This window comes from Micromonospora sp. BQ32, assembly GCF_059358895.1.
Genome location: NZ_JCADBI010000012.1, coordinates 1 through 22,780, shown reverse-complemented (window position 1 = coordinate 22,780; position 22,780 = coordinate 1). Strand labels below are relative to the sequence as shown.

General features: G+C 69.6%; 23 protein-coding genes and 2 tRNA genes. 12 read left to right on the top strand and 13 right to left on the bottom strand.

All coding sequences use genetic code 11. The features are described 5' to 3' along the window. Positions 1 to 118: 118 nt before the first annotated feature. The 6 genes from rsmG to rpmH all read right to left on the bottom strand — a co-directional run bounded on the left by rsmG (position 119) and on the right by rpmH (position 3,681). Complete coding sequence (rsmG, locus tag AC5L30_RS21795; RefSeq protein WP_494869673.1) at positions 119 to 829, bottom strand: 16S rRNA (guanine(527)-N(7))-methyltransferase RsmG; 711 nt, start codon at positions 827 to 829, stop codon at positions 119 to 121. 148 nt (positions 830 to 977) lie between these two features. Beyond that, on the bottom strand, positions 978 to 1,595 hold the full coding sequence (locus tag AC5L30_RS21790) for a Jag family protein (RefSeq protein ID WP_494869469.1): 618 nt from the start codon (positions 1,593 to 1,595) through the stop codon (positions 978 to 980). Between the two features lie 212 nt (positions 1,596 to 1,807). Further along, positions 1,808 to 2,797, bottom strand: coding sequence for a membrane protein insertase YidC (gene yidC, locus AC5L30_RS21785; RefSeq protein ID WP_494869672.1), 990 nt, complete (start codon positions 2,795 to 2,797; stop codon positions 1,808 to 1,810). Between the two features lie 2 nt (positions 2,798 to 2,799). Beyond that, on the bottom strand, positions 2,800 to 3,096 hold the full coding sequence (gene yidD, locus AC5L30_RS21780; RefSeq protein ID WP_494869468.1) for a membrane protein insertion efficiency factor YidD: 297 nt from the start codon (positions 3,094 to 3,096) through the stop codon (positions 2,800 to 2,802). Then, positions 3,093 to 3,509 carry a ribonuclease P protein component gene (gene rnpA, locus AC5L30_RS21775; protein ID WP_494869466.1) on the bottom strand — a complete coding sequence of 139 codons (417 nt, stop codon included), beginning with the start codon at positions 3,507 to 3,509 and terminating at the stop codon, positions 3,093 to 3,095. The genes yidD and rnpA overlap by 4 nt, the downstream gene beginning before the upstream one ends. 34 nt (positions 3,510 to 3,543) lie before the next feature. Continuing rightward, positions 3,544 to 3,681: a 50S ribosomal protein L34 gene (rpmH, locus tag AC5L30_RS21770; RefSeq protein ID WP_007453904.1), complete on the bottom strand. Its 138-nt coding sequence runs from the start codon at positions 3,679 to 3,681 to the stop codon at positions 3,544 to 3,546. Between the two features lie 622 nt (positions 3,682 to 4,303). Here rpmH and dnaA point away from each other — a divergent pair. The 5 genes from dnaA to AC5L30_RS21745 all read left to right on the top strand — a co-directional run bounded on the left by dnaA (position 4,304) and on the right by AC5L30_RS21745 (position 10,685). Next, entirely contained in the window at positions 4,304 to 6,133 is a 1,830-nt protein-coding gene (gene dnaA / locus AC5L30_RS21765) for a chromosomal replication initiator protein DnaA (protein ID WP_494869670.1), read from the top strand. A 775-nt stretch (positions 6,134 to 6,908) separates the two neighbouring features. Further along, positions 6,909 to 8,042, top strand: coding sequence for a DNA polymerase III subunit beta (gene dnaN, locus AC5L30_RS21760; RefSeq protein WP_196920367.1), 1,134 nt, complete (start codon positions 6,909 to 6,911; stop codon positions 8,040 to 8,042). A gap of 40 nt (positions 8,043 to 8,082) precedes the next feature. Continuing rightward, positions 8,083 to 8,955, top strand: a complete 873-nt coding sequence (gene gnd, locus AC5L30_RS21755) for a phosphogluconate dehydrogenase (NAD(+)-dependent, decarboxylating) (RefSeq protein WP_203122499.1) — start codon at positions 8,083 to 8,085, stop codon at positions 8,953 to 8,955. Between the two features lie 16 nt (positions 8,956 to 8,971). Continuing rightward, positions 8,972 to 10,105 (top strand): DNA replication/repair protein RecF, encoded by a 1,134-nt coding sequence (gene recF, locus AC5L30_RS21750; RefSeq protein ID WP_494869464.1) that lies wholly within the window; start codon positions 8,972 to 8,974, stop codon positions 10,103 to 10,105. Beyond that, positions 10,095 to 10,685 (top strand): DciA family protein, encoded by a 591-nt coding sequence (locus AC5L30_RS21745; RefSeq protein ID WP_494869463.1) that lies wholly within the window; start codon positions 10,095 to 10,097, stop codon positions 10,683 to 10,685. The genes recF and AC5L30_RS21745 overlap by 11 nt, the downstream gene beginning before the upstream one ends. Positions 10,686 to 10,695: 10 nt before the next feature. On the opposite strand, the gene AC5L30_RS21740 is transcribed toward AC5L30_RS21745, so the two are convergent. Then, positions 10,696 to 10,923, bottom strand: a complete 228-nt coding sequence (locus AC5L30_RS21740; protein WP_210782103.1) for a hypothetical protein — start codon at positions 10,921 to 10,923, stop codon at positions 10,696 to 10,698. 125 nt (positions 10,924 to 11,048) lie between these two features. Here AC5L30_RS21740 and AC5L30_RS21735 point away from each other — a divergent pair, with 125 nt between their 5' ends. Continuing rightward, complete coding sequence (locus AC5L30_RS21735) at positions 11,049 to 11,537, top strand: MarR family winged helix-turn-helix transcriptional regulator (RefSeq protein ID WP_494869462.1); 489 nt, start codon at positions 11,049 to 11,051, stop codon at positions 11,535 to 11,537. On the opposite strand, the gene AC5L30_RS21730 is transcribed toward AC5L30_RS21735, so the two are convergent. After that, a complete protein-coding gene (locus AC5L30_RS21730) occupies positions 11,522 to 12,076 on the bottom strand; it encodes a hypothetical protein (protein WP_494869460.1) in 555 nt (184 codons plus the stop codon). The genes AC5L30_RS21735 and AC5L30_RS21730 overlap by 16 nt on opposite strands. Before the next feature lie 521 nt (positions 12,077 to 12,597). Here AC5L30_RS21730 and gyrB point away from each other — a divergent pair. The 6 genes from gyrB to AC5L30_RS21700 all read left to right on the top strand — a co-directional run bounded on the left by gyrB (position 12,598) and on the right by AC5L30_RS21700 (position 18,630). After that, positions 12,598 to 14,544, top strand: a complete 1,947-nt coding sequence (gene gyrB / locus AC5L30_RS21725; protein ID WP_494869459.1) for a DNA topoisomerase (ATP-hydrolyzing) subunit B — start codon at positions 12,598 to 12,600, stop codon at positions 14,542 to 14,544. 130 nt (positions 14,545 to 14,674) lie between these two features. Beyond that, the gene (gyrA, locus tag AC5L30_RS21720; protein WP_124776802.1) at positions 14,675 to 17,197 is read left to right on the top strand and encodes a DNA gyrase subunit A; all 2,523 of its coding nucleotides are present in this window, start codon (positions 14,675 to 14,677) and stop codon (positions 17,195 to 17,197) included. A 4-nt stretch (positions 17,198 to 17,201) separates the two neighbouring features. Beyond that, positions 17,202 to 18,116 carry a DUF3566 domain-containing protein gene (locus tag AC5L30_RS21715; protein ID WP_494869458.1) on the top strand — a complete coding sequence of 305 codons (915 nt, stop codon included), beginning with the start codon at positions 17,202 to 17,204 and terminating at the stop codon, positions 18,114 to 18,116. A 150-nt stretch (positions 18,117 to 18,266) separates the two neighbouring features. After that, a tRNA-Ile gene (locus AC5L30_RS21710) sits at positions 18,267 to 18,340 on the top strand. A gap of 42 nt (positions 18,341 to 18,382) precedes the next feature. Continuing rightward, positions 18,383 to 18,511, top strand: a complete 129-nt coding sequence (locus AC5L30_RS21705) for a DLW-39 family protein (RefSeq protein WP_209444550.1) — start codon at positions 18,383 to 18,385, stop codon at positions 18,509 to 18,511. A 43-nt stretch (positions 18,512 to 18,554) separates the two neighbouring features. Then, positions 18,555 to 18,630 (top strand) — tRNA-Ala (locus AC5L30_RS21700). A 91-nt stretch (positions 18,631 to 18,721) separates the two neighbouring features. Here the strand turns inward: AC5L30_RS21700 and AC5L30_RS21695 are convergent. The 5 genes from AC5L30_RS21695 to AC5L30_RS21675 all read right to left on the bottom strand — a co-directional run. Then, a complete protein-coding gene (locus tag AC5L30_RS21695; protein WP_494869456.1) occupies positions 18,722 to 20,008 on the bottom strand; it encodes a tyrosine-type recombinase/integrase in 1,287 nt (428 codons plus the stop codon). Then, positions 19,932 to 20,102, bottom strand: coding sequence for a helix-turn-helix domain-containing protein (locus AC5L30_RS21690; RefSeq protein ID WP_494869669.1), 171 nt, complete (start codon positions 20,100 to 20,102; stop codon positions 19,932 to 19,934). The genes AC5L30_RS21695 and AC5L30_RS21690 overlap by 77 nt, the downstream gene beginning before the upstream one ends. Before the next feature lie 49 nt (positions 20,103 to 20,151). Next, positions 20,152 to 21,945 (bottom strand): replication initiator, encoded by a 1,794-nt coding sequence (locus AC5L30_RS21685; protein ID WP_494869454.1) that lies wholly within the window; start codon positions 21,943 to 21,945, stop codon positions 20,152 to 20,154. Then, on the bottom strand, positions 21,945 to 22,211 hold the full coding sequence (locus tag AC5L30_RS21680; protein ID WP_494869453.1) for a hypothetical protein: 267 nt from the start codon (positions 22,209 to 22,211) through the stop codon (positions 21,945 to 21,947). Before AC5L30_RS21680 ends, AC5L30_RS21685 begins: the two co-directional genes overlap by 1 nt. Further along, a partial coding sequence (locus tag AC5L30_RS21675) for a hypothetical protein (protein WP_494869452.1) occupies positions 22,208 to 22,780 on the bottom strand: 573 nt, incomplete at its 5' end. The genes AC5L30_RS21680 and AC5L30_RS21675, both read right to left, overlap by 4 nt.

Here is a 22,780-nt window from a genome sequence, read left to right as displayed (position 1 = left end):
GCGCGGTCAGCCTACGGCGGACGGGCGCGGCCGGTCCACGTCGGGTTCTCATCCCCTCGTCCATCCGTACCGGTACAACGAGGCAACCCACCGGCCGGAAGCCCGATGGCGCGAAGTGTCAGCCTCGGCGGGAACGTCCGCCCCGGGCGCGCTTCTTGGCCGCCGGGCGGGGCGGGCCGACCATCCGCTCGCGCACGATCTCCACGACCGTGGTTGGCGGATCGATCACCCCGACGCCGCAGAGCTGCACGGCCGGCTCGCCACCGCCGAGTCGCGCCACCACCTCGGCGTGCTCCTCGATCTCGGCTGCGGCCGATGAGCCCTTGAGCGCCAGCAGCCGGCCACCGCGAACCGCCAGGGGGAGGCTCCAGCCCGCGAGCCGATCCAGGGGTGCGACCGCGCGCGCGGTGACCACGTCTCCGCTGATCGGCTCCCGGCCGCTCGAACCGCTGGCGGCCTCGTCGGCCCGACCTCGGAACACCCGTACCGACTTGGCCAGGCCGAGTCGCTCGACGACCTCGATCAGGAACGACGTCCGTCGGGCGAGCGGCTCGATCAGGGTAACCGTCAGGTCGGGGCGGGCGATGGCCAGGACGAGGCCGGGCAGACCCGCGCCGGAGCCGACGTCGAGCACCGTCGCGTCGGTCGGGATCCGCTCGGCGACCGCAGCACAGTTGAGCAGGTGCCGATCCCAGATGCGGGGTGCCTCCCGGGGGCCGATCAGACCGCGGACCACGCCGTCGGTGGCCAGCAGTTCGGCGTACGCCGCGGCCAGGTCGAGACGATCGCCGAAGAGGGTCAGCGCGGCCGGAGCCAACTCTGGCGGCAACGCCGCGTCGGCCGGGGACGGGGTGGCGTCGCGCCCGGTCGGTTCGGCCTCGCGGTCGGAGGTGGCGGGGCGGACAGCGGACGGCCCGGGCGGCGTGCCGCCCGGGCCGGACACGGCCTCGGCCGTGATGTCGTCGTGGGTCACCCGGTCAGTCCGCCGGCCGTACGACGATGCGCCGGTTCGGCTCCACACCCTCGGACTCGCTCGCCACGCCGGACATGGCGTTGACGACGTCGTGCACGCACTTGCGCTCGAACGCGGACATCGCCTCCAGGCGGACCGGCTCGCCGTACTCCTTGACCTTCTCGACGGCGTTCTTGGCGACCGCGGCGAGTTCCTTGCGGCGGTTCGCCCGGTAGCCGCCGACGTCGAGCAGCAGCCGGCTCGGCGTACCGGTCTGCCGGAAGACGGCAAGGCGGGTCAGCTCCTGGAGCGCCTCCAGGGTGGCCCCGCGCTGACCGACCAGATTCTGCAGTCGCTCGCCGACCACCTCGACCATCGGCCGGCCGGCGGCGACCAGCTCGTCGATGTCGCCGTCGTAGTCGAGGATGTCGAGCAGGCCCTCGACGTAGTCGGCGGCAATCTCGCTCTGCCGGAACAGGTCGCCCTCGCCCACAGCCTTCTTCGCCCGGGTGCCAGCAGCGGTGTCGGTGTCGTCGTCCACCTCGGTGTCATCGGCTTCGGTGTCGTCGCCGTCCACCGCGAGCGTGGCGGTCTCCTCCTCGTCCAGGGACTGCTCGGCGCGGGGGATGCTGGTCTCGGTCACGGTCTCATCTCCGTACTCACTCGGCCGGACCGTCGGGTCCGACTGGTTTCCCGGGGCCGGCGGGAGGTCGCCGGTGCCCACGGGCACGTCTGTACGGGCAGTGTCGCCCGTGGCCGCGCGGTGCGCGGTCGGTTCCACCCGGCGCCGGCCGTACGGCGGCTGCGCGGTGCGGAACGGGCCGCCGCCGGTGATCCGACGGCGGCCCTCCCAGGTCAGCCCTGCCGCTTGGCGGGGCGGCTCTTCTTCGGGTTGTTCACCGGCTTGGCACCCGGCTTCGGCCCGGCCACCTTGGGTGTGGCGGCCTTGACCGGCGCCGGCGGGGCCGCCTTGCCGCGACCGAACAGACCACCGGACTTGGCGGGCTGCACGGGGTTACGGGAGGCGGCGGGGGCGACCGCCTTCTTGGCGGTCACCGGCGGCGGGAACTTCCGCAGCACCCACTGCTGCTGGCCGAGGGTGAAGAGGTTGTTGGTCACCCAGTAGATGATGACGCCGATCGGGAAGATCGCGCCGGAGATCAGCAGCGACGCGGGGATGCCGTAGAGCATCAGGCGCTGGATCATCCGCTGCTGCGGGTCCTCCGCCCAGCCGGTCTTGAGGATCATCTGACGGCTGGTCAGGTACGTGGTCGCGATCATGACCAGGACCAGGACTCCAGCAATGATCTTCACGGTGCTGCCGTTGGCGCCGAGGCTGGCCAACTCGTCGGCCGTGGAGCCGAACTTGCCGGCGATCGGGGCGGTGAAGAGCTTCGCCTGCGAGGCGCTCTCGAACTGGTCGGCGGTCCAGCCGTAGAGGGTGTTGTTCTGCTTGTCGGGGTCGAGCCGGCGCAGCACGTGGAAGAGGCCCAGGAAGACCGGGATCTGAAGGAACATCGGAAGGCAACCCATCAGCGGGTTGGCCTTCTCCTTCTTGTAGAGCTCCATCATTTCTTTCTGGAGCGTCTCCCGGTCGCCCTTGTGCTTCTCCTGAAGCTCCTTGACCTTGGGCTGGAGCGCCTGCATCGCCCGCTGCGACTTGATCTGCTTGACGAAGACCGGGAACAGGATCACCCGGACGGTGACCACCAAGAAGATGATGGCCAGGATCCAGGCGAAGTTGGTGCCGATCACCGAGCCGACCGGCACCCCGATGGCGTCCCAGGCAGAGTGCCAGGTCAGCAGGATCCACGAAATCGCGTAGTAGATCCAGTCGAGACTCAGACTCAATTCGGGGCTCCAGTCACATCAGCACGGCGGCGGCCGCCCGGCTCCGGCACCGGGTCGTATCCACCAGGGTGAAAGGGGTGGCAGCGCAACAACCGCCGGACCGCCAGCATGGCTCCCCGGAGCGCGCCGTGCCGAGCGACCGCCTCCTGGGCGTACGCGCTGCACGACGGGTAGAACCGACAGCGAGCCGGCAGGGCCGGACTTATCCACCGACGGTACGCGATGATGGGCGCGATCAGCACCTTGGCACCGGTTGTCGACGGGCGTGAGCTGCTCTGCTCGCTGCCGCTCATTTGGACCGCCGCTCGCGAGGTGACCGGGCGACCGCGATGGCGGCGTCCAGGTCGGTGGCGAGCCGGGGGTACGACGCCTGCGCCGCGGCGGGCAGCGCCCGGACGACCAGGGTGCTGCCGGCGGGCAGGGCGGTCAACCGCTCCCGGACCAGCGCCCGGAGTCGACGCCGGACCCGGTTGCGGGTCACCGCGTTGCCGACCGCCTTGGACACGACAAAGCCGGCACGGGACGGCACGGACGACTGCTCCGCACTGTTGTCCCGTACCGGCTCCGGCGAGGTCGGTGTGCTGGGGTCGACGGTCACCGGCATGGTCAGGTGGACCACGACGGCGCCACGTCCGGCTCGTCGGCCACCGCGAACCGCTGCGGCGAAGTCAGTGCTGCGCCGCAGTCGCTGTGCGGCGGCCAGCACGACTGCCCACGTCCCCTGGACCGGCCCGGTCGGCTCAGGCCGACAGGGTGGTGCGACCCTTGGCGCGACGGCTCGACAGGATGGCACGGCCGGCACGGGTGCGCATGCGCAGCCGGAAGCCGTGGGTCTTCGCGCGCCGGCGGTTGTTCGGCTGGTAGGTGCGCTTGCTCACGTCAGGCTCTCCGTTTTCGTACGCGCCCCGCGCGACGGGATCGCCGGGGTCGTGTGGTGGTCCAGGCCACCGCGACGGTGGCCCACGATCGGTGCTGTCCGGCGGAGCGGGGCCTCGGCGATGCGGGGATGCGACCGCGGACAGCAAGCACCCATCACCCTAGCAGAGGGCGAGAAAGCAGCCGTTCCAGCCTACGCAGGGGGGCAATGACCGTCAAACACCTCGAGCAGCGGACAACGGGACGCGCCCGAGGCCGGAGGGCGGTTTTCGCTGATGCCGACAAGGGCGCTGCGGCGTCGCCGGTTGATGGCGCAGGGACAACGCTGTTACCGTGCCCGATTGCGGTGAGCGTCGGAAGCTCCGGTCGTCGCGCAGGCAAGACCGGACAAGGCAGTGAATCGTTCGGCACGGTGAACCCGCTTCAGCGCCCGATCAGGCAGGGGCAGGTCCCACCCGCGTCCGGCGGCCACAATCGGTCGGTACACAGGCTGTGGATAACTTGTGGATGACCACCGGTCGACCGTCCGGGTGGGTGTTGTTCCACCCGCGAACGCGGCGGGCCCGGAACGGCCGGCTGGCAGACAGCGGCGGCCGGGAGCAGAAGCGAGGGGGTGGCACGACGGTGGCCGGTACGACCGACCTTGCCGCAGTGTGGTTAGCGGCGACCGACGAGCTCGCCGACGAGATCATCTCCGCCCAGCAGCGTGCCTATCTCCGACTGACCCGGCTGCGAGCGATCGTCGAGGACACCGCACTGCTCTCCGTCCCGGACGCGTTCACCCGCGACGTGATCGAGTCACGGCTGCGCCCGGCGATCACCGAGGCGCTCACCCGCCGGCTCGGCCGACCGATCCAGGTCGCGGTCACCGTTCGGGTGGCCGAGGATGCCACCGGCCGACCGGCTGGCACCGTCTACCGCAGCGCCCCGGAGCCGGGGCCGCTCGACATCGACGGCCCGGGCGGCTCACCGTTCGACGACGACCAGCGCGCTCGACCGTCGGCCGACGCGATGATCCCTGAGCAGTCGCCCGCGCCGCGTACGCCCGATCCGGTGGCACCACCCGCGCCGGCGGGTCCGCCGCTCGCGCCGACCGTCGACGGGCATCGCTCGGGGCTGATTCCCGCCAGCAGGGACGGGCAGGAGGCGTTGTTCAGCGCCGCCTTCGCGGAGCCGATGCGCCCGCCCCGACCGGGCCCGGACCGACGCGGCTACGACGAGCAGGCCGCCCGCCTCGACCCGCCCGGCCCGGACACCCGGCCCTACGAGCCCCGCTACCGGGAAGACTCGGCGTCACCGCGCGACCAGCACGTGATCCGCTCGCTTCCGCGGGACAGCGGAACGGACAGCGGCCCGGGTCGCAGCGCGGTGGACCATCGGGCCGGTGGCCGCGACGACCGCCGGTTGCCCGGTGCCGACACCGGCGGCAACCGGCTCAACCCGAAGTACATGTTTGAGACGTTTGTCATCGGCTCGTCCAACCGCTTCGCCCACGCGGCGAGCGTGGCGGTGGCGGAGTCGCCGGCCAAGGCGTACAACCCGCTCTTCATCTACGGGCACTCGGGGTTGGGCAAGACCCACCTGCTGCACGCCATTGGGCACTACGCCACGACGCTCGGCAACGCCCGCTCGGTCCGGTACGTCTCGACCGAGGAATTCACCAACGACTTCATCAACTCGCTCCGGGACGACAAGACCAGCGCGTTCCAGCGGCGCTACCGCGACGTCGACATCCTGTTGATCGACGACATCCAGTTCCTGGAGAACCGCGAGCGCACCCAGGAGGAGTTCTTCCACACCTTCAACACCCTGCACAACGCCAACAAGCAGATCGTGATCACCTCGGACCGGTCGCCGCGTCAGCTCGCCACCCTCGAGGACCGGATGCGAACCCGGTTCGAGTGGGGGCTGCTGGCCGACATCCAGCCACCGGATCTGGAGACCCGGATCGCGATCCTGCAGAAGAAGGCGGCGCAGGAGCGGATGTACGCCCCGCCGGACGTGTTGGAGTTCATCGCCTCCCGGGTGTCGAACTCGATCCGGGAGCTGGAGGGCGCCCTGATCCGGGTGACCGCCTTCGCCAGCCTGACCCGGTCGACCGTCGAGCTGTCGCTGGCCGAGGAGGTGCTTCGGGACTTCATGCCCGACGGCGCCGGTCCGGAGATCAACGCCGACCAGATCATGGCCTCGACCGCGGACTACTTCGGGGTGAGCCTGGAGGACCTGCGCGGCCAGTCCAGGTCCCGGGTGCTGGTCAACGCCCGCCAGGTGGCCATGTACCTGTGTCGGGAGTTGACCGAGCTGTCGCTGCCCCGGATCGGGCAGGCGTTCGGTGGCCGGGACCACACCACGGTGATGCACGCCGACCGCAAGATTCGTCAGCAGATGGCGGAGCGCCGCTCGCTGTACAACCAGATCGCCGAGCTGACCAACCGGATCAAGCAGAACAGCTGAGGCGTACGACCGCCTCCGCGCGGCGCACAGCCACGGACACGCCCGGCCGGATCTCCCGGCCGGGCGTTCTTTTTGGTCCGCCAGCTGGACTCTCGACATGGTGTAGGCCACAGCATCGAGGCCGTGACCGCCTCGACCGCCACTCGTTGTCCACAGCTCGTTATCCACCATCGGTGGATAACTACGGTCCGTCCCTCGCCGGTTACCCACAGGCTGTGGAGAAACCCTGTGTACGAGGCTGTGGACGCCTGGGGACGACGGTCACGTTATCCACCGATCATCATCAACCTGTGTACGAGCTGTTGAAGGTTCTGGGGATGATGGCAATGCTGATCTTCCCCGCGATCCACAGGCTTGGGGAGAAAGTCGGTGGATTACCGGTGGACAACCGGTGGACAACGGTGGACAACCAGCCGCCCGGGCCGGGCTGTGGACACACAAGCCGGTTGTACCCCCGGTTATCCACAGCTAAATCACCGGTGGATAACCTGTCTGAGCTGCGCAGACCTTGGTTTTCCACAGTTTGCACAGGTGCGATGAAGACGATGAGTTATCTCTTCTAAGAGAACAAAAACCAATCATCACCGTTGGGCTTTCTGTGGATCGGGCCGAACGCTGTCGGATCAGCCGGTCAGCATCGACACGATCCATGGGGTCGGGCGCACAGCCGATGTCCCCGCGCCCTAAGGTGCGATGGGTACCCGCACGGTCGGGCGGGACGGTAGGCAGCGGTCGGCATGAGAGAGTTGTCGCTGACGTCGACGCGGAGGCATTGATGAAGTTCCGAGTAGAGCGCGACGCGCTCGCCGAGGCTGTGGCGTGGACCGCGAAGAGCCTGCCCAACCGGCCATCCGTACCGGTGCTGGCCGGGGTGATGCTCCGCGTCACCGACGGCAACCTGCGGGTCTCCGGGTTCGACTACGAGGTCTCCAGCCAGGTGACCGTCGAGGTGCAGGGCGACGCCGACGGCGCCGCGCTCGTCTCCGGCCGCCTGCTCGCCGAGATCACCAAGGCGTTGCCGGCCAAGCCGGTCGACATCGCCGCGGTCGGCGCGCACCTCGAGTTGGTCTGTGGCAGCGCCCGGTTCACCCTGCCCACCATGCCGGTGGAGGATTACCCCGCGCTGCCCGAGATGCCGCAGAGCGCCGGCACGGTCGACGCCGCCGCGTTCGCCACCGCGGTGTCCCAGGTGGCCATCGCCGCCGGTCGTGACGAGACGCTGCCGATGATGACCGGTGTCCGGGTCGAGTTGTCCGGCGACACGCTGTCGATGCTCGCCACCGACCGTTACCGGTTGGCGCTGCGTGAGATCCAGTGGCGACCGGACGACCCCGAGGTGAGCATCAACGCCCTGGTGCCGGCCCGCACCCTGAACGACACCGCCAAGGCGCTCGGCCCGCTGGGCGGCGAGGTCACCCTCGCCCTCGCCCAGGGCGCTGCGGGCGAGGGCATGGTCGGCCTCGCCGGCGGCACCCGCCGCACCACCAGCCGGCTGCTCGACGGTGCCAACTACCCGCCGGTGCGGTCGCTCTTCCCGGCCACCCACAATGCCGCGGCCCGGGTGCCGGTCAGCACGCTGATCGAGGTGGTCAAGCGGGTCGCGCTGGTCGCCGAACGGACCACTCCGGTGCTGCTCAGCTTCAGCGCCGACGGCCTGGTGGTCGAGGCTGGCGGTTCCGAGGAGGCGCGGGCCAGTGAGGCGATGGAGGCCACCTTCACCGGTGACCCGCTGACCATCGGCTTCAACCCGCAGTACCTCATCGACGGTCTGGCAAACCTGGGCGCCCAGACGGCCGTGCTCTCGTTCGTCGACGCCTTCAAGCCCGCGGTGATCTCTCCCGCCGGCGAGGATGGCGAGGTCATTCCGGGGTACCGGTACCTCATCATGCCGATCCGCGTCTCGCGCTGATCGCGCCCAGCAACACCCAGATCCACGGAGGTAGAAACACATGCAGCTCGGCCTGGTAGGACTCGGCCGTATGGGCGGCAACATGCGGGAGCGGTTGCGTTCGGCCGGGCACGAGGTGGTCGGCTTCGACCACAACGCGCAGATCAGCGACGTCACGACCCTCGCCGGCCTGGCGGAGAAGCTTGAGTCGCCGCGCGCGGTCTGGGTCATGGTGCCCGCCGGGGTGACCGACGCCACCATCGACGAGCTCGCCGAGGTGCTCGGCGAGGGCGACATCATCATCGACGGCGGCAACTCGCGCTTCAGCGACGACGCCCCCCGCGCCGAGCGCCTCAACCAGCGGGGCATCGGCTACCTGGACGTCGGGGTCTCCGGCGGCGTCTGGGGCCGGCAGAACGGCTACGGGCTGATGGTCGGTGGCGCCCAGGAGCACGTGGACCGGCTGATGCCGATCTTCAACGCGCTCAAGCCGGAGGGCGAGTTCGGTTTCGTGCACGCCGGCCCGGTGGGTGCCGGGCACTACTCGAAGATGGTGCACAACGGCATCGAGTACGGCCTGATGCACGCCTACGCCGAGGGCTACGAGCTGATGGCCGCCTCGGAGTTGGTGACCAACGTCCCGGGCGTCATCAAGTCCTGGCGGGAGGGCACCGTCGTCCGTTCCTGGCTGCTCGACCTGCTGGACCGGGCACTCGACGAGGACCCGGAGCTGGCCGACCTGAGCGGTTACACGGAGGACACCGGCGAGGGCCGGTGGACGGTCGACGAGGCGGTCCGGCTGGCCGTGCCGCTGAACGTCATCACCGCCTCGCTGTTCGCCCGGTTCGCCTCGCGGCAGGACGACTCGCCCGCCATGAAGGCCGTCTCCGCGCTGCGTCAGCAGTTCGGTGGCCACGCCGTCCACAAGCGCTGAGCGGTATCCACAACCTGTGTACGTTCACCGGCTGGAACTGGTCGACTTCCGCTCGTACGAGCGGGTGGCCGTCGACCTCCAGCCGGGGGCGAACGTCCTGACCGGGGCCAACGGCGTCGGCAAGACCAACCTCGTCGAGGCGCTGGGCTACGTGGCGACTCTGGACTCGCACCGGGTCGCCACCGACGCGCCTCTGGTCCGGATGGGCGCCACGTCCGCGGTGATCCGCTGCGTGGTGGTGCACGACGGCCGCGAGCTCCTGGTCGAGTTGGAGATCGTGCCGGGCAAGGCCAACCGGGCCCGACTGGGCCGCTCACCGGCGCGGCGGGCCCGCGACGTGCTCGGGGCGCTCCGGCTGGTGCTCTTCGCCCCGGAGGATCTTGAGCTGGTCCGGGGAGACCCGGCCGAGCGTCGCCGCTACCTGGACGACCTGCTGGTCAACCGACAGCCCCGGTACGCGGGCGTGCGGGCCGACTACGAGCGGGTCGTCAAGCAGCGCAACGCCCTGTTGCGCACCGCGTACCTGGCCCGCAAGACCGGTGGGTCTCGGGGCGGTGATCTCGGCACCCTCGCCGTCTGGGACACCCACCTGGCCCAGCACGGCGCGGAGCTGCTCGCCGGCCGCCTGGAGCTGGTGGCCGCACTCACCCCGCACGTGGCCAAGGCGTACGACGCGGTGGCCGCCGGTCGGGGTGCGGCGAGCATCGCCTACCGACCCTCGATCGAGCTGGCCGAGCCGACCACCGACCGGGCCGCGCTGGCCGAGGCGCTGACGGCGGCCCTGGCCGCGTCCCGCTCCGCCGAGATCGAGCGGGGCACCACCCTGGTCGGCCCACACCGCGACGAGTTGGCCCTGAGTCTCGGCCCACTGCCGGCCAAGGGGTACGCCAGCCACGGCGAGTCGTGGTCGTTCGCGCTGGCGCTGCGGCTGGCCGGGTACGACCTGTTGCGCGCCGACGGCATCGAGCCGGTGCTGGTGCTCGACGACGTCTTCGCGGAGTTGGACACCGGCCGCCGGGAGCGGTTGGCGGAGCTGGTCGGCGGGGCGAGTCAGCTGCTGGTCACCTGCGCGGTGGACGACGACGTGCCGGCCGCCCTGCGCGGCACCCGCTACCAGGTCAGCGAAGGGACGGTACGCCGTGTCGGATAAGCCAGGCACCGATCGGCCAGCGGCAGGCGACGCCCCGGCTGCGCGTACTCCCAAGAAGGACGAGGCGGCGGCCGCCAGCGGGCCGGAGCTGGCCCGGGCGGTGCTCGACGCGGCGCTGTCCCGACGGCAGGCGGCGGCCCGCGCCCGGCGTGCTCCCGGCGGCGGCGACGCTGCCGGCGGCTCGGGGCGGCGGTTGCGCGGCTACTCCGGTCCCGGCCCCGACCCGCGCGATCCGCAGCCGCTCAGCGCCGTGCTGAATCGGCTGGTGAAGGCGCGCGGTTGGCAGCAGCCGGCGGCCGAGGCCACCGTGTTCGGCGCCTGGGAGCGGGTCGTCGGCGCGGAGGTCGCGCAGAACAGTCGCCCGGTGAAGTTGGAGAACGGCGAGCTGACCGTGGAGGCGCGTTCGACCGCCTGGGCCACCCAGCTGCGGCTGCTCGCCGGCTCGCTGCTCAAGCAGATCGCCAGCGAGGTCGGTCACAACGTGGTCCGCAAGCTGCACATTCACGGCCCGGCCGCGCCGTCCTGGGGGAAGGGCCCGCGTCGGGTACGCGGCCGGGGCCCACGCGACACCTACGGCTGAGCCGCGCCGCTCAGCCGCGCCGGTCGGCCTCGCGGGCTGCCCGCTTGCGTTCCCGCTGCTCCCGGGTAAAGCGCTTGCGCTCGGCCAGGTCGCGCTTCCACGCCTCGCGGGCCTCGGCCGAGCCGCCCTGGACGGCGCCCTGCACACCCTCGGCCGGGCCGGCGAGGTGCCGGAAGGCCCAGCGCATCAATCGGCCACCCTCGCCCGGGGCCCTGGTGACCGCGCCGTCCTCGCTCATCTGCCGCCCTCTTTCCCGCGTCGCCTCGCCGGTTCTCGTCCGTCACCCGAGCATACCGTTGGGGCACAGATGGTTGGTGTACCAATGATCGGTACGATAGTCATCGTGCGTGGGGAGGGCAACCGATGAGCGAACGACCGGACGGCGTCGACCCGCTGGCCCTGGAGCAGCAGGTGTGCTTCGCCCTCTCGGTCGCCGCGCGCAGCGTGGTGGCCGTCTACCGGCCGCTGCTGGAGCCGATGGGGCTGACCCACCCGCAGTACCTGGTGATGTTGGCGCTCTGGCAGCACGCGCCGTTGTCCGGCCGCGACCTCAGTCGCCTGCTCCAGCTCGACCCGGGCACGCTGTCACCCCTGCTCAAGCGGCTGGAGGCGGCCGGCTACCTGCGCCGCGAACGCGACCCGAGCGACGAGCGCAGCCTCGCCGTCACCCTCACCGCCAGCGGTGCCGCGCTGCGGAGTCAGGCAGAGCTGATCCCGGCCGCGATCGTGCAGCGACTCGGGCTGCCCGTCGAGGACCTGCAACACCTGCACTCGGTGCTCACGCAGCTGATCGCGGCCGCCAACCGACCGGCCACCCCGGCGGTCGACACGGCGGCTCAGGCGTCGGCGTAGACGGCGAACCCGCGCTCGGCGCAGCGCCGGTAGAACGCGGCCAGCACGCCCAGCTCGGCGCAGGTGAAGTTCCACTGCGGCGGGTCACCGCGCTCGTCGCGCAGCGCGTCGAGCCGGCTCTCCAGCCAGCGCAGCTGCTGCTCGGCCAGTCGACCGTCGCCGAGCAGGGAGCGCAGCACGGTGCTCACCGACTCGAAGGTGACCGCCTCACCGGCCGGGCGGTGCCCGGCCACGAACCGCTCGATGCCGCTGGCGATCCAGGAGCAGCCGTCCGGGTCGATCACCGGGTCCTCGTCCTCGGCGGCGGCGTCTGTGGCGTACAACACACCTTCCAGGCCGAGCAGCAGATCCACCAACTCGGTGTAGGCGGTCGCCCGGATGGTGCCGGTCTTCGCGATCAGCTCGGCCAGCGCCGCGGTCGGCGCGGAGATGCGCGGCAGATCGACGATCTCGCCGAAGTCGACGAACTCGGCCGGCGCGACCGGATCGTAGAAGCGGCCGGTCCGCGGCCAGTGCACCGCGACGTTGTCCAGCCCCATCTGTCACCTCTTAAAGAGCACGTGTCGGGTCGATCGGGTCGATCGTCCCGGTTCCAACCGGTAAAGATCAAGGCTGGTTCCGGGGCGCCGCAAACGTACGGCACGGACGCTTCGGCCGCGACCCCCGACCCGCCCGACCGCGGGTCAACCCGTTCCGGGGCGGCGCGTGCGATGGGAGCCTGGCGTGTGGGGGGAGTCGTGGGCGACGGGGTTCTGCCGGCTACGGACTTCTCAGCCGCCTCGCTGAGGGTGCCGAGTGGTGGTTCTGTCCTCCGCGCACAGTAGGATTGACAGCGAGACGAAGACCCGGTGCGGGAGTGGGACGGGGCCGGTGGCCCCAGATTCATTCTCCACGTCGGGTCGAGCCGATCGCGATCCGCGGGCAACCGCGGCGACCGGCGCGTTCGACCCGCTGTCCGGAGGTCTCCGGCGTCGGTCCGCGCGCCGACGTCGCGTCCTGTCCGCCGAACCCGCGCCCGCCGCGCCCTACCGGCGCGGCTGACGCGAGAAAGTGGCCGAGGGTGGCAGCGCAGGACAAGCAGGAGTACGGCGCAGAGTCGATCACCGTTCTCGAGGGGCTGGAGGCGGTTCGCAAGCGGCCCGGTATGTACATCGGGTCCACCGGCGAGCGCGGTCTGCACCACCTCGTCTGGGAGGTCGTCGACAACGCGGTCGACGAGGCGCTGGCCGGATACTGCGACACCATCGACGTGGTGCTGCTCGCCGACGGCGGCGTCCGGGTCACCGACAACGGCCGTGGTTTCCCCGTCGACCTCCACCCGAAGCTCAAGAAGCCGGGTGTCGAGGTCGCGCTGACCGTGCTGCACGCGGGTGGCAAGTTCGACGGCAAGGCGTACGCGGTCTCCGGTGGTCTGCACGGCGTCGGTGTCTCCGTGGTGAACGCGCTCTCCACCAAGATGGCCGTGGAAATCCACAAGTCCGGCTTCGTCTGGCGTCAGCAGTACAACAACTCCAAGCCCGGCCCGCTGGACAAGGGTGAGACCACCGACCGCACCGGTTCGGCGGTCTCCTTCTGGCCCGACCCGGACGTCTTCGAGACCGTCGACTTCGACTTCCAGACCATCTACCGGCGCCTGCAGGAGATGGCCTTCCTCAACCGTGCCCTCCGCATCCACCTGCTCGACGAGCGGGTGGCCGAGGAGGAGGACGGCCGGCAGCGCGAGGTCACCTTCTTCTACGAGGGCGGCATCGCGGACTTCGTCCGGCACCTCAACGCCTCGAAGAGCCCGATCCACAAGACCGTGGTCGAGTTCGAGGCCGAGGAGGAGGGCATGTCACTCGAGATCGCCATGCAGTGGAACGAGTCGTACGGCGAGTCGGTCTACACCTTCGCCAACACGATCAACACCCACGAGGGCGGCACCCACGAGGAGGGCTTCCGGTCCGCGCTGACCAGCGTGGTCAACCGGTACGGCACCGACAAGAAGCTGCTCAAGGGCGACGAGAAACTCTCCGGCGAGGACATCCGCGAAGGGCTCGCGGCGATCATCTCGGTCAAGCTGGCCAACCCGCAGTTCGAAGGCCAGACTAAGACCAAGCTGGGCAACACCCCGGTGAAGAGCTTCGTGCAGCGGGTCTGCAACGACCGGCTGGTCGACTGGTTCGACCGCAACCCGGCCGAGGCCAAGATGATCATCACGAAGGCATCCCAGGCGGCCCGGGCCCGGATCGCCGCGCAGCAGGCGCGCAAGCTGGCCCGGCGCAAGTCGCTGCTGGAGTCCGGCTCTATGCCGGGCAAGCTGGCCGACTGCCAGTCGACCGACCCCCGCGAGTCCGAGGTGTTCATCGTCGAGGGTGACTCGGCCGGCGGCTCGGCCAAGCAGGGCCGCGACCCGCGCACCCAGGCGATCCTGCCGATCCGCGGCAAGATCCTCAACGTGGAGAAGGCCCGGATCGACCGGGTGCTGAAGAACAACGAGGTCCAGGCGCTGATCACCGCGCTGGGCACCGGCATCCACGACGACTTCGACATGGAGAAGCTGCGGTACCACAAGGTGGTGCTGATGGCCGACGCGGACGTGGACGGCCAGCACATCCAGACGCTGCTGCTCACCCTGCTGTTCCGCTTCATGCGTCCGCTGGTCGAGATGGGGCACGTCTACCTGGCCGCCCCGCCGCTCTACAAGATCAAGTGGAACAAGAAAGGCGACGACGCCCAGTACGCGTACTCCGACCGCGAGCGGGACGGTCTGATCGCGCTGCGCCAGCAGAAGAAGCCGAACGCCAAGCCGGACGACATCCAGCGCTTCAAGGGCCTCGGCGAGATGAACTACCCCGAGCTGTGGGAAACCACGATGAACCCGGCGACGCGTACCCTGCGTCAGGTCACGCTCGACGACGCGGCGACCGCCGACGAGTTGTTCAGTGTGCTGATGGGTGAGGACGTCGAGGCGCGCCGGTCGTTCATTCAGCGCAACGCCAAGGACGTGCGGTTCCTGGACATCTGACAGGCCGCGGTGGATCGGCCGGGCACTGCCCGGCCGATCCACCGGTCCACAGAGTTATCCACAGCTTGGCCGGTATCCACAGCCGTTATCCACAGCACGAAAACGACTCTGAGTCTGATAAGGGTATACAGTGACCGATTCTCCCGAGTCCACACCGAACGAGCCCGAGGTCCCCGCCGAGGCCATCGCCGCGGTGGTCGCGCACGACCGGATCGAACCGGTCGGGCTCGAGGTGGAGATGCAGCGCTCCTACCTCGACTACGCGATGAGCGTCATCGTCGGTCGCGCGCTGCCGGACGTCCGGGACGGCCTCAAGCCGGTCCACCGCAAGATCCTCTACGCGATGTTCGACTCCGGCTACCGTCCGGACCGCGGCTACGTGAAGTGCTCCCGCGTCGTCGGTGACGTGATGGGTCAGTTCCACCCGCACGGCGACTCGGCGATCTACGACGCGCTGGTCCGGATGGCGCAGCCCTGGTCGCTGCGCTACCCGCTGGTCGACGGCAACGGCAACTTCGGCTCGCCGGGTAACGACCCGGCCGCCGCCATGCGATACACCGAGTGCAAGCTCGACCCGCTCGCCATGGAGATGCTGCGGGACATCGACGAGGACACCGTCGACCTTCAGGACAACTACGACGGCCGGGCCAAGGAGCCCACCATCCTGCCGTCGCGGATCCCCAACCTGTTGGTGAACGGCTCCGAGGGCATCGCGGTCGGCATGGCCACCAAGATCCCGCCGCACAACCTGCGGGAGATCGGCGCGGCGGTGCAGTGGTGCCTGGAGCACCCGGAGGAGGACGAGGAGACCACCCTCGAAGCCCTGCTCGGCATCGTCAAGGGCCCGGACTTCCCGACCCACGGCCTGATCGTCGGCACCACCGCGATCCAGGACGCGTACCGCACGGGTCGCGGCTCGATCCGGATGCGCGCCGTGGTGGAGGTCGAGGAGGACAAGCGGGGCCGCCCCTGCCTGGTCGTCAGCGAGCTGCCCTACCAGGTCAACCCGGACAACCTCGCCGAGCGGATCGCCGAGCTGATCAAGGAGGGCAAGCTCGCCGGGATCGCCGACATCCGCGACGAGTCCTCCGGGCGTACCGGCATGCGGATCGTGCTGGTGCTCAAGCGCGACGCGGTCGCCAAGGTCGTGCTGAACAACCTCTACAAGCACACCCAGCTCCAGGAGACCTTCGGCGCCAACATGCTGGCCCTGGTCGACGGGGTCCCGCGCACGCTCAACCTGGCGCAGTTCATCCGCTACTACGTCGAGCACCAGATCGACGTGATCCGCCGGCGGACCGCGTTCCGGCTGCGCAAGGCCGAGGAGCGGGCGCACATCCTGCGCGGTCTGGGCAAGGCCCTGGACGCGCTGGACGAGGTGATCGCCCTGATCCGGCGCTCTCCGACCGTGGACGACGCCCGACAGGGCCTGATCCGGCTGCTGGAGATCGACGAGATCCAGGCCACCGCGATCCTGGACATGCAGCTGCGCCGGCTTGCCGCGTTGGAGCGGCAGCGGATCGTGGACGACCTGGCCAAGCTCGAGATCGAGATCGCCGACCTCAAGGACATCCTGGCCAAGCCCGAGCGGCAGCGGAAGATCGTCTCGGAGGAGCTGGGCGAGATCGTCGCCAAGTGGGGCGACGACCGGCGGACGCAGATCATCCCGTTCGACGGCGAGGTCTCGATGGAGGACCTCATCGCCCGCGAGGACGTGGTCGTCACGATCACCCGCACCGGGTACGCCAAGCGGACCAAGGTCGACCTGTACCGCTCGCAGCGACGCGGCGGTAAGGGCGTCAGTGGCGCCACGCTGCGGCAGGACGACATCGTCAGCCACTTCTTCGTCTGCTCGACCCACGACTGGATCTTGTTCTTCACGAACAAGGGCCGTGTCTACCGGGCCAAGGCGTACGAGTTGCCGGAGGCCAGTAGGGTAGCCAAGGGCCAACACGTGGCCAATCTGCTCGCCTTCCTACCCGACGAGCAGATAGCGCAGATCATTGAGATCCCGAACTACCAGGTAGCCCCCTATCTGGTACTGGCCACGAAGAACGGCCTGGTGAAGAAGACGCGGCTCGAGGAGTTCGACTCCAACCGTTCCGGCGGCATCATCGCGATCAACCTGCGCGATGAGGACGAGCTGGTCGGTGCTGCGCTGGTTGCGCCGGAGAACGACCTGCTGCTGGTCTCGAAGAAGGCGCAGGCGATCCGGTTCAACGCCTCGGACGAGGCGTTGCGGCCGATGGGCCGGGCCACCTCGGGCGTGATCGGCATGCGCTTCACGGACGACGACGTCCTGCTCGCCATGGAGGTCGTGCGGGAAGGTTTGGACGTTCTGGTGGCCACGAACGGGGGATACGCGAAGCGGACCCCGATCGAGGAATACCCGGTGCAGGGCCGGGGAGGTAAGGGCGTGTTGACTGCGAAGATCACCGAACGGCGCGGTGGTCTGGTTGGCGCGGTGGTGATCGATCCGGACGACGAGCTGTTCGCGATCACCAGCAATGGTGGTGTCATTCGGACTCCGGTGAAGCCTGTACGCCGTACGCGTGACCGGAACACAATGGGGGTCAAGCTGATGGACCTCCCGGACGGCGTGACTATCGTGGCGATTGCTCGCAATGCCGACGAGCCTGACGAACAGGACTAGTTGAATGACGGAGACACAGGCGAAGTCGGGGAACACGGGGACCTCGGCCAACCCGGTCGACGAGGAGGCCGCCAAGGGCGGTACACCAGCGACCGGCCGCGCGGCCGTGGGCCGGGCGACGGTCCCCGCCGATGCGCCTGCCCCGAAGTTCACCAGGGCTCCAGGTATGACACCCCCGCCGGAGCAGCCGGGCGAGGACGGCGGGTCGGGCGACAAGACCGAGGCGTCCAGCGCCGAGGCGCCGACGTCGGCCGCCGCCAATCCTCCGGGTCCGGCGGCGGCACCCTCGGCCCGTCCGGCGACCACCCAGCCGATCGGTGTCCGGCCCGGTCAGGCGGCGTCAACCGGGTCCACCGGCACCCAGCCGCGGATCACACCCGGCATGACCCAGCCGCAGCCGGATGCGGCGCGTGCGGCCGCCACTGCCGGCCGCCCGGCCAGCGGTGGTGGCCTACCGCCGGGGATCGGCAACGCGTCCGCCGTCGGGGCCGCCCGCGTCGGTGACGCGGTGCGTGCGGCGCGTACGTCGGTCAGCTCGGCAGCGTCCCGCGGACCACGCCGGGCCCGGCTGAACCTGAAGCGGATCGACCCGTGGTCCGTGATGAAGTTCGCATTCGCGGTCTCGGTGGTGCTCTTCATCGTCGTGGTGGTCGCCACCTCGGTGCTCTACCTGGCGCTGGACGCGATGGGTGTGTTCCAGAGCGTCAACGAGAGCCTGAGTGATCTGGTCAACGCCGGCGGTGGGCAGAGCACCAGCGGCTTCCAGATCACCGCCAAGGGCGTGATCCTCAGCTCGGCGCTGATCGGCCTGGTCAACGTGGTGCTGTTCACCGCGCTGGCCACGCTGGGCGCGTTCGTCTACAACGTCTGCGCCGACCTGGTCGGCGGGATCGAGCTGACCCTCGCCGAGCGGGACTGAGTGACCGGGACGCCGGGGCACCGCGAAAGCGGTCGCTCCGGCGTCCCGTACTCGGGTAGGTTTTGCAGGCGGCGACGGGCCCGGCTCGCAGGCGTGGACCCCGATTTGAGGCCGGCCGAGCGGATGGGTTAATCTTGCTCGTCGCTACGCGGGGCTATAGCTCAGTCGGTTAGAGCGCAGAGCTGATAACTCTGAGGTCGATGGTTCGATTCCATCTAGCCCCACCGCATGTCGTCCGACAGTAGTCGAGCGCGAGGGGTCGCCCCATGTTCAAGAAGCTGCTGATTCTGGCTGGCGTCGTCGGCGTGGCCGCCGTCGTGTTCAACAAGATCAAGGCGTCGAACGACGAGCGTGCCCTGTGGCACGAGGCGACCACCGCGCCCGACCTGCGCTGACCTTCCGGCCCGGCGGCGAGCAATCGACGCCGCGGCCACCCACGGGGCCCTAGCTCAACTGGCAGAGCACTGCCTTTGCAAGGCAGGGGTTAGGGGTTCGAGTCCCCTGGGCTCCACCACACACAGCCTGTGAGCTGCACCGGAGCTAGGTTCGAGATCATCGGGCACAGATCCGGCACACACCAGGAATGATCTTCCCTCGGTCGGCATCTACCGGCGGTGCGCCGCAGCCCGCAGGACATCACCGATGACACCGCGCCGCCGCTCGCGGCGAGGCCACCAGTGAACGTAGGTCTCCAAGGTGATCCGTAGCGTCTGGTGACGCAGGAGCCGTTGCACGTCCTGTGGTTCGGCGTGATTGGTGATCAGCGTCGTGGCGAAGAAGTGCCGCAGCGCGTGAAACCCTCCGTGCTTCTTGGGCCATCCCGCCTTGTCCCGCCACTTGACCCACTCGTTCGACCAGGTCCGGTCCGTGAACGGATTCCCTCGCGTGGTCGTGAACAACAGTGGCACCGAGCGGCGGACCGGGTCGCCGGAGGTTATGTCGACCATCTCGACCTCGACCGGTGGGAAGTCGCGGACGTGAGTTTCGAGCGCTTCCCGCACGGCCTGGTCCAGGTCGAGGGTTCCCGACGAACCGGCTTTGGGCGGGCAGAGGTAGAAGCCGCCGTAGCCCTGCGGGGAGTACCGGAGCTGCTGAGTGACGTGCAGCTCCTGGGCGCTCACGTCGACGCTCTTACCGTGCTCCATTCCCAGCATCTCGCCGAAGCGGCACCCTTGGCCGGCACCGAGCCAGATCGCAGCCCGATACCGAGCCGGAACCGCGTCGAGTAGCGCCAACACCTCATGTTCTGTCGGTACCCACTTCGGCACGCGGGACAGGCCACGGAGCACCTTCACGAGCTTCACTCCGTCGCACGGGTTGTCAGGGATCACCTTGTCGGTGACGGCAGCCGCGAGGATCGCGTCAAGCAGCTCGAAGTACAGACGCAGCGACGATTTGGGGACGTCGTTGGCGAGCTGCGAGGTCAGCCACTCCAAGACGGTGGTCAACGTGATCGAGCGAGGAGTCACCGACCCGAAGGCGGGGAACAGGTGGCAACGTAAGTTCGATTCGACCCGCTTCCGGGTTTCCATCGCCCAGCCGATCTCACGCGACAGCCGCCAGCGTTCGGCGTAGTCCTGGAAGGTCACCGACCGCTGAGCGCGGTCCACCTTTGCGGCGTCGACGTTGCCGGTTCTGGCGTTGGCGTCGAAGTCCTTGGCGTCGGTCTGCCGGTCGAACAGCCGCTCACGACTAACGCCGGAGGCGTCCGAGTAGCGAACCCGCCAGCGTTTGCCGCGACCGTGCCGCTTCGAGGGCAGGCGCTTTCGATCCGGCCCTACCGCCTTGAGGTACCACAGGTCATCGACAGCCATGTCAGGCCGCCTTTCGGTCGAGCCAGTCCCGCACGTCGGCAGGGTCGTAACGGAGGTGACGGCCGACCCGGGAAGCACGAGGCCCGATCCGGCGGTAACGCCACTGGTAGAGAGTCGCCACCGGTACGCCCAAGTAGGTGGACACGTCCTCCACCGTCCACAGCGGGTCGATCGACCGGGGGGTCTTGGTTCCTTCCGTGATCACTGCTTCTCCTGTCTGGTCAGGCGGCGACCGGCACAGTGCCGGCGGGGGTGGTGCCGAGTTCGTGGGCGAGTTCTTCGCGGCCGGTGGTTCGTCGCTCGCGTGCCATGGCTGCGGCGGTGTTGGCGAGGAGTGCGTCTCCGGTGGTGTGCCAGCCGACGCCGGCGAAGGTGAGGGTGCCGACGATGAGCGTCGTGTCGTCTTCGTCGAGGTGGTCGACGGCGCGGAGGGTGCCGGGGTGCTCGTCGGCCTGGTGCTCGTGCTCGTGGCGTCGGTAGGTGACGCGGGTGTCGCGCAGGAGTTGGAAGGTGACGGAGTAGCGGCGGGCTTTGGTGAGGAAGTGGCCGCCGTAGCCGAGCATGTGCGCCCAGCGGCGCAGCCGGGCGTAGGGGTTGGTGGCTTGTGGTCTGCTGGCCGGTTGGGTGTCAAGGGCGGCTTGACGGTGGGCGACGCAGACGGGGCAGGCGGGGTAGCGGGTGTGGGTGCCGCAGTCGGGGCACTCCCAGCGGTCGACGAAGCCGGGCCGGGGCCGGGGGTCGCGGTGTCGCTCCGTCAGGGGGACGGGTGTGCTGGTGGGTCGGCCGATGCGCCAGCAGGCGTCGATGAGACGGGCGGTGTGGTCGCCGTCGGGGTCGGCGTAATCCCCGATGGTGTCGGCGGTGAGGCGGGTGGAGGTGTGCCCGGTGGCCTCGGTGCTCTTGGTGGCGTATTTGGCAAGGTAACCGGCGACCATGCCGTCGGTGACCTCGCCTGTGCCGTCGGTGGCGATGGGTTCCAGGTCGACCTGCTCGCCCCAGGTGATCGGCCAGCCCTCAAGCCGGTCCGGGTGGGTCGGGGTGTGGAAGGCGACGTGTCGGGCGGCGTGCCGGAGCGCGTCGAGCAGCTCGTCGACGCCGAACCCGGCGGGTGGGGGTACGACGGCGTCGGGTTCTTGGCCGTCGACGCCGTCGAGGCGGGCGATGGCGTGGAAGTGCACCGCTCCGCGTGCTTGGAGTTCCGCAACCTTCCCGGGTGAGAGCCGGACCGGCGGGACCTTGCGGATGTTGCCGGAGGCGGTGACGACATCGACGCGGGGAATGCCTCGGTGGCGGGCGAGTTTGGCGAGCCATCGTTCCGCGGCTTGCTTGGTGCGGTGCCACAGTTCGCCGGAGAAGATGTTCCAGACGACCTGGTGGTCGTGGTCGTAGCAGTCCAGGCACAGCGGATGCCCGAGCAGGGTGTCTGCGGCTTCGTGGCGTGCCCAGCAGACGGCGGGACGCCCGTGCTTGCACAGGCCGGTGTCGCGGCGGGCGTGGCAGGGTTCGGCGCGGCAGTCGCAGCGGCGGCGGTTGCGGCAGGTGTGACGCTTGACCACCCGTGCGTGGACGGTCCCGAACGAGGGGGCGGTGAACGTGGCGAAGACGGCAGGGTGCGAGGCGACCGAGTCGGGGATGCCCTTGCCGCCGACGAGGCCGGCGCGCAGCAGTTGGAAGGCGTCGCGCTGGTAGGTCTGCGCACACGACGGGCAGACCCTCGACCGGCGGTTGCCGCAGGCGGTGTAGATCGCGGCGTCGGGCATGGCGTCGGTATGCCGCTGCTCCAGCACCCGTCCGGTGCCCTGTTCGACGGTGAGGAGTTGTCCGGCGAGGCGGATGGGGCGGGTGCAGCCGGAGGCGGCGCGGACGTGTTCGAGCCATCCGAAGTAGTCGGGTTGGGTGGCGCGGGTGAAGGCGGAGCCTTCGGCGGTGTAGTCGTGGACGGGGATGGTGTCGGCGTTCGAGCCCACACCCCGGGCCAGAGCGGTCCGGGGTGTGAGGTCCAGCGTCGAGGCCATCAGCCGCGAACCTCAGCGAGGGTGCGGGTGGTGATGGTGCGTTCGGTGACGATGACCCGGCAGGCACCGCACTGGCGCTTAACCGGTTCGTGCCGACGACACGCAATGGTGGCGGTGGTGTCGCCGCAGCGGATGGTGACCGGTGCCCGGCATGGACCACCGGGGATGACGTCGACCAGGGTTCGGCGGATGTCGAACGGGTGGGCGTCGGGGTAGGCGGGGCAGGTGTGGGTGACCTGCTCGATGTCGACCAAGACGATGGTCATCGGACACCGCCGATGGTGGTCAGGAGCTTCCCGGCGACGGCCGGGCTGATGTCGAGGCGGTCGGCCAGCTCGGCGGGCGTGATGGGTTGCCCGGTGGCCTGTTCGTGCTGCACGGCCGCGAAACGGGCCGTGGGCAGCAGATGAGCGGGGACGTCAACCGGCTCCGAGGCCGGCACGGTGACGGGTTCCGACTCGACGGCCGGGGTTGGCTCGGGTGCCGGGCTGATGGCGGCCGGTGGTGCCGGCTCGGTGGTGACCTGCTCGGCCACCTGAACACGGATCGGCTCGACCGGGGCAGCGGCCTGTGTCATGGGTTGCGCGGTGGGTGCGGGGGCGAGGACGAGTTTGACCAGGGCCATGAACGCCAGCGCGGGAACCGCCGATAGGAGCCACCCGGACGGGCCGGGTTTGGCAACGGCGAGTTGGGCGGCGAGGGAGAGGCCGGCGGCGGCGATGAGCAGGACCATCGGGTAGCCGATGGGAGCGCCAACCCGGCGGCGTCGGCGGATGGTGAGTAGGGCGGCGATGGGGACGAGTTCGGAGATGACGGCGTTGGCCCAGCCGAACCA

What these genes read in the sequence shown, in the direction of transcription:
- yidD (WP_494869468.1), bottom strand. Translation starts at nt 3,096, where the DNA reads ATGAGCGGCAGCGAGCAGAGCAGCTCACGCCCGTCGACAACCGGTGCC.
- dnaN (WP_196920367.1), top strand. Translation starts at nt 6,909, where the DNA reads ATGAAGTTCCGAGTAGAGCGCGACGCGCTCGCCGAGGCTGTGGCGTGG.
- gnd (WP_203122499.1), top strand. Translation starts at nt 8,083, where the DNA reads ATGCAGCTCGGCCTGGTAGGACTCGGCCGTATGGGCGGCAACATGCGG.
- AC5L30_RS21740 (WP_210782103.1), bottom strand. Translation starts at nt 10,923, where the DNA reads ATGAGCGAGGACGGCGCGGTCACCAGGGCCCCGGGCGAGGGTGGCCGA.
- AC5L30_RS21735 (WP_494869462.1), top strand. Translation starts at nt 11,049, where the DNA reads ATGAGCGAACGACCGGACGGCGTCGACCCGCTGGCCCTGGAGCAGCAG.
- AC5L30_RS21730 (WP_494869460.1), bottom strand. Translation starts at nt 12,076, where the DNA reads ATGGGGCTGGACAACGTCGCGGTGCACTGGCCGCGGACCGGCCGCTTC.
- AC5L30_RS21715 (WP_494869458.1), top strand. Translation starts at nt 17,202, where the DNA reads ATGACGGAGACACAGGCGAAGTCGGGGAACACGGGGACCTCGGCCAAC.
- AC5L30_RS21705 (WP_209444550.1), top strand. Translation starts at nt 18,383, where the DNA reads ATGTTCAAGAAGCTGCTGATTCTGGCTGGCGTCGTCGGCGTGGCCGCC.
- AC5L30_RS21685 (WP_494869454.1), bottom strand. Translation starts at nt 21,945, where the DNA reads ATGGCCTCGACGCTGGACCTCACACCCCGGACCGCTCTGGCCCGGGGT.
- AC5L30_RS21680 (WP_494869453.1), bottom strand. Translation starts at nt 22,211, where the DNA reads ATGACCATCGTCTTGGTCGACATCGAGCAGGTCACCCACACCTGCCCC.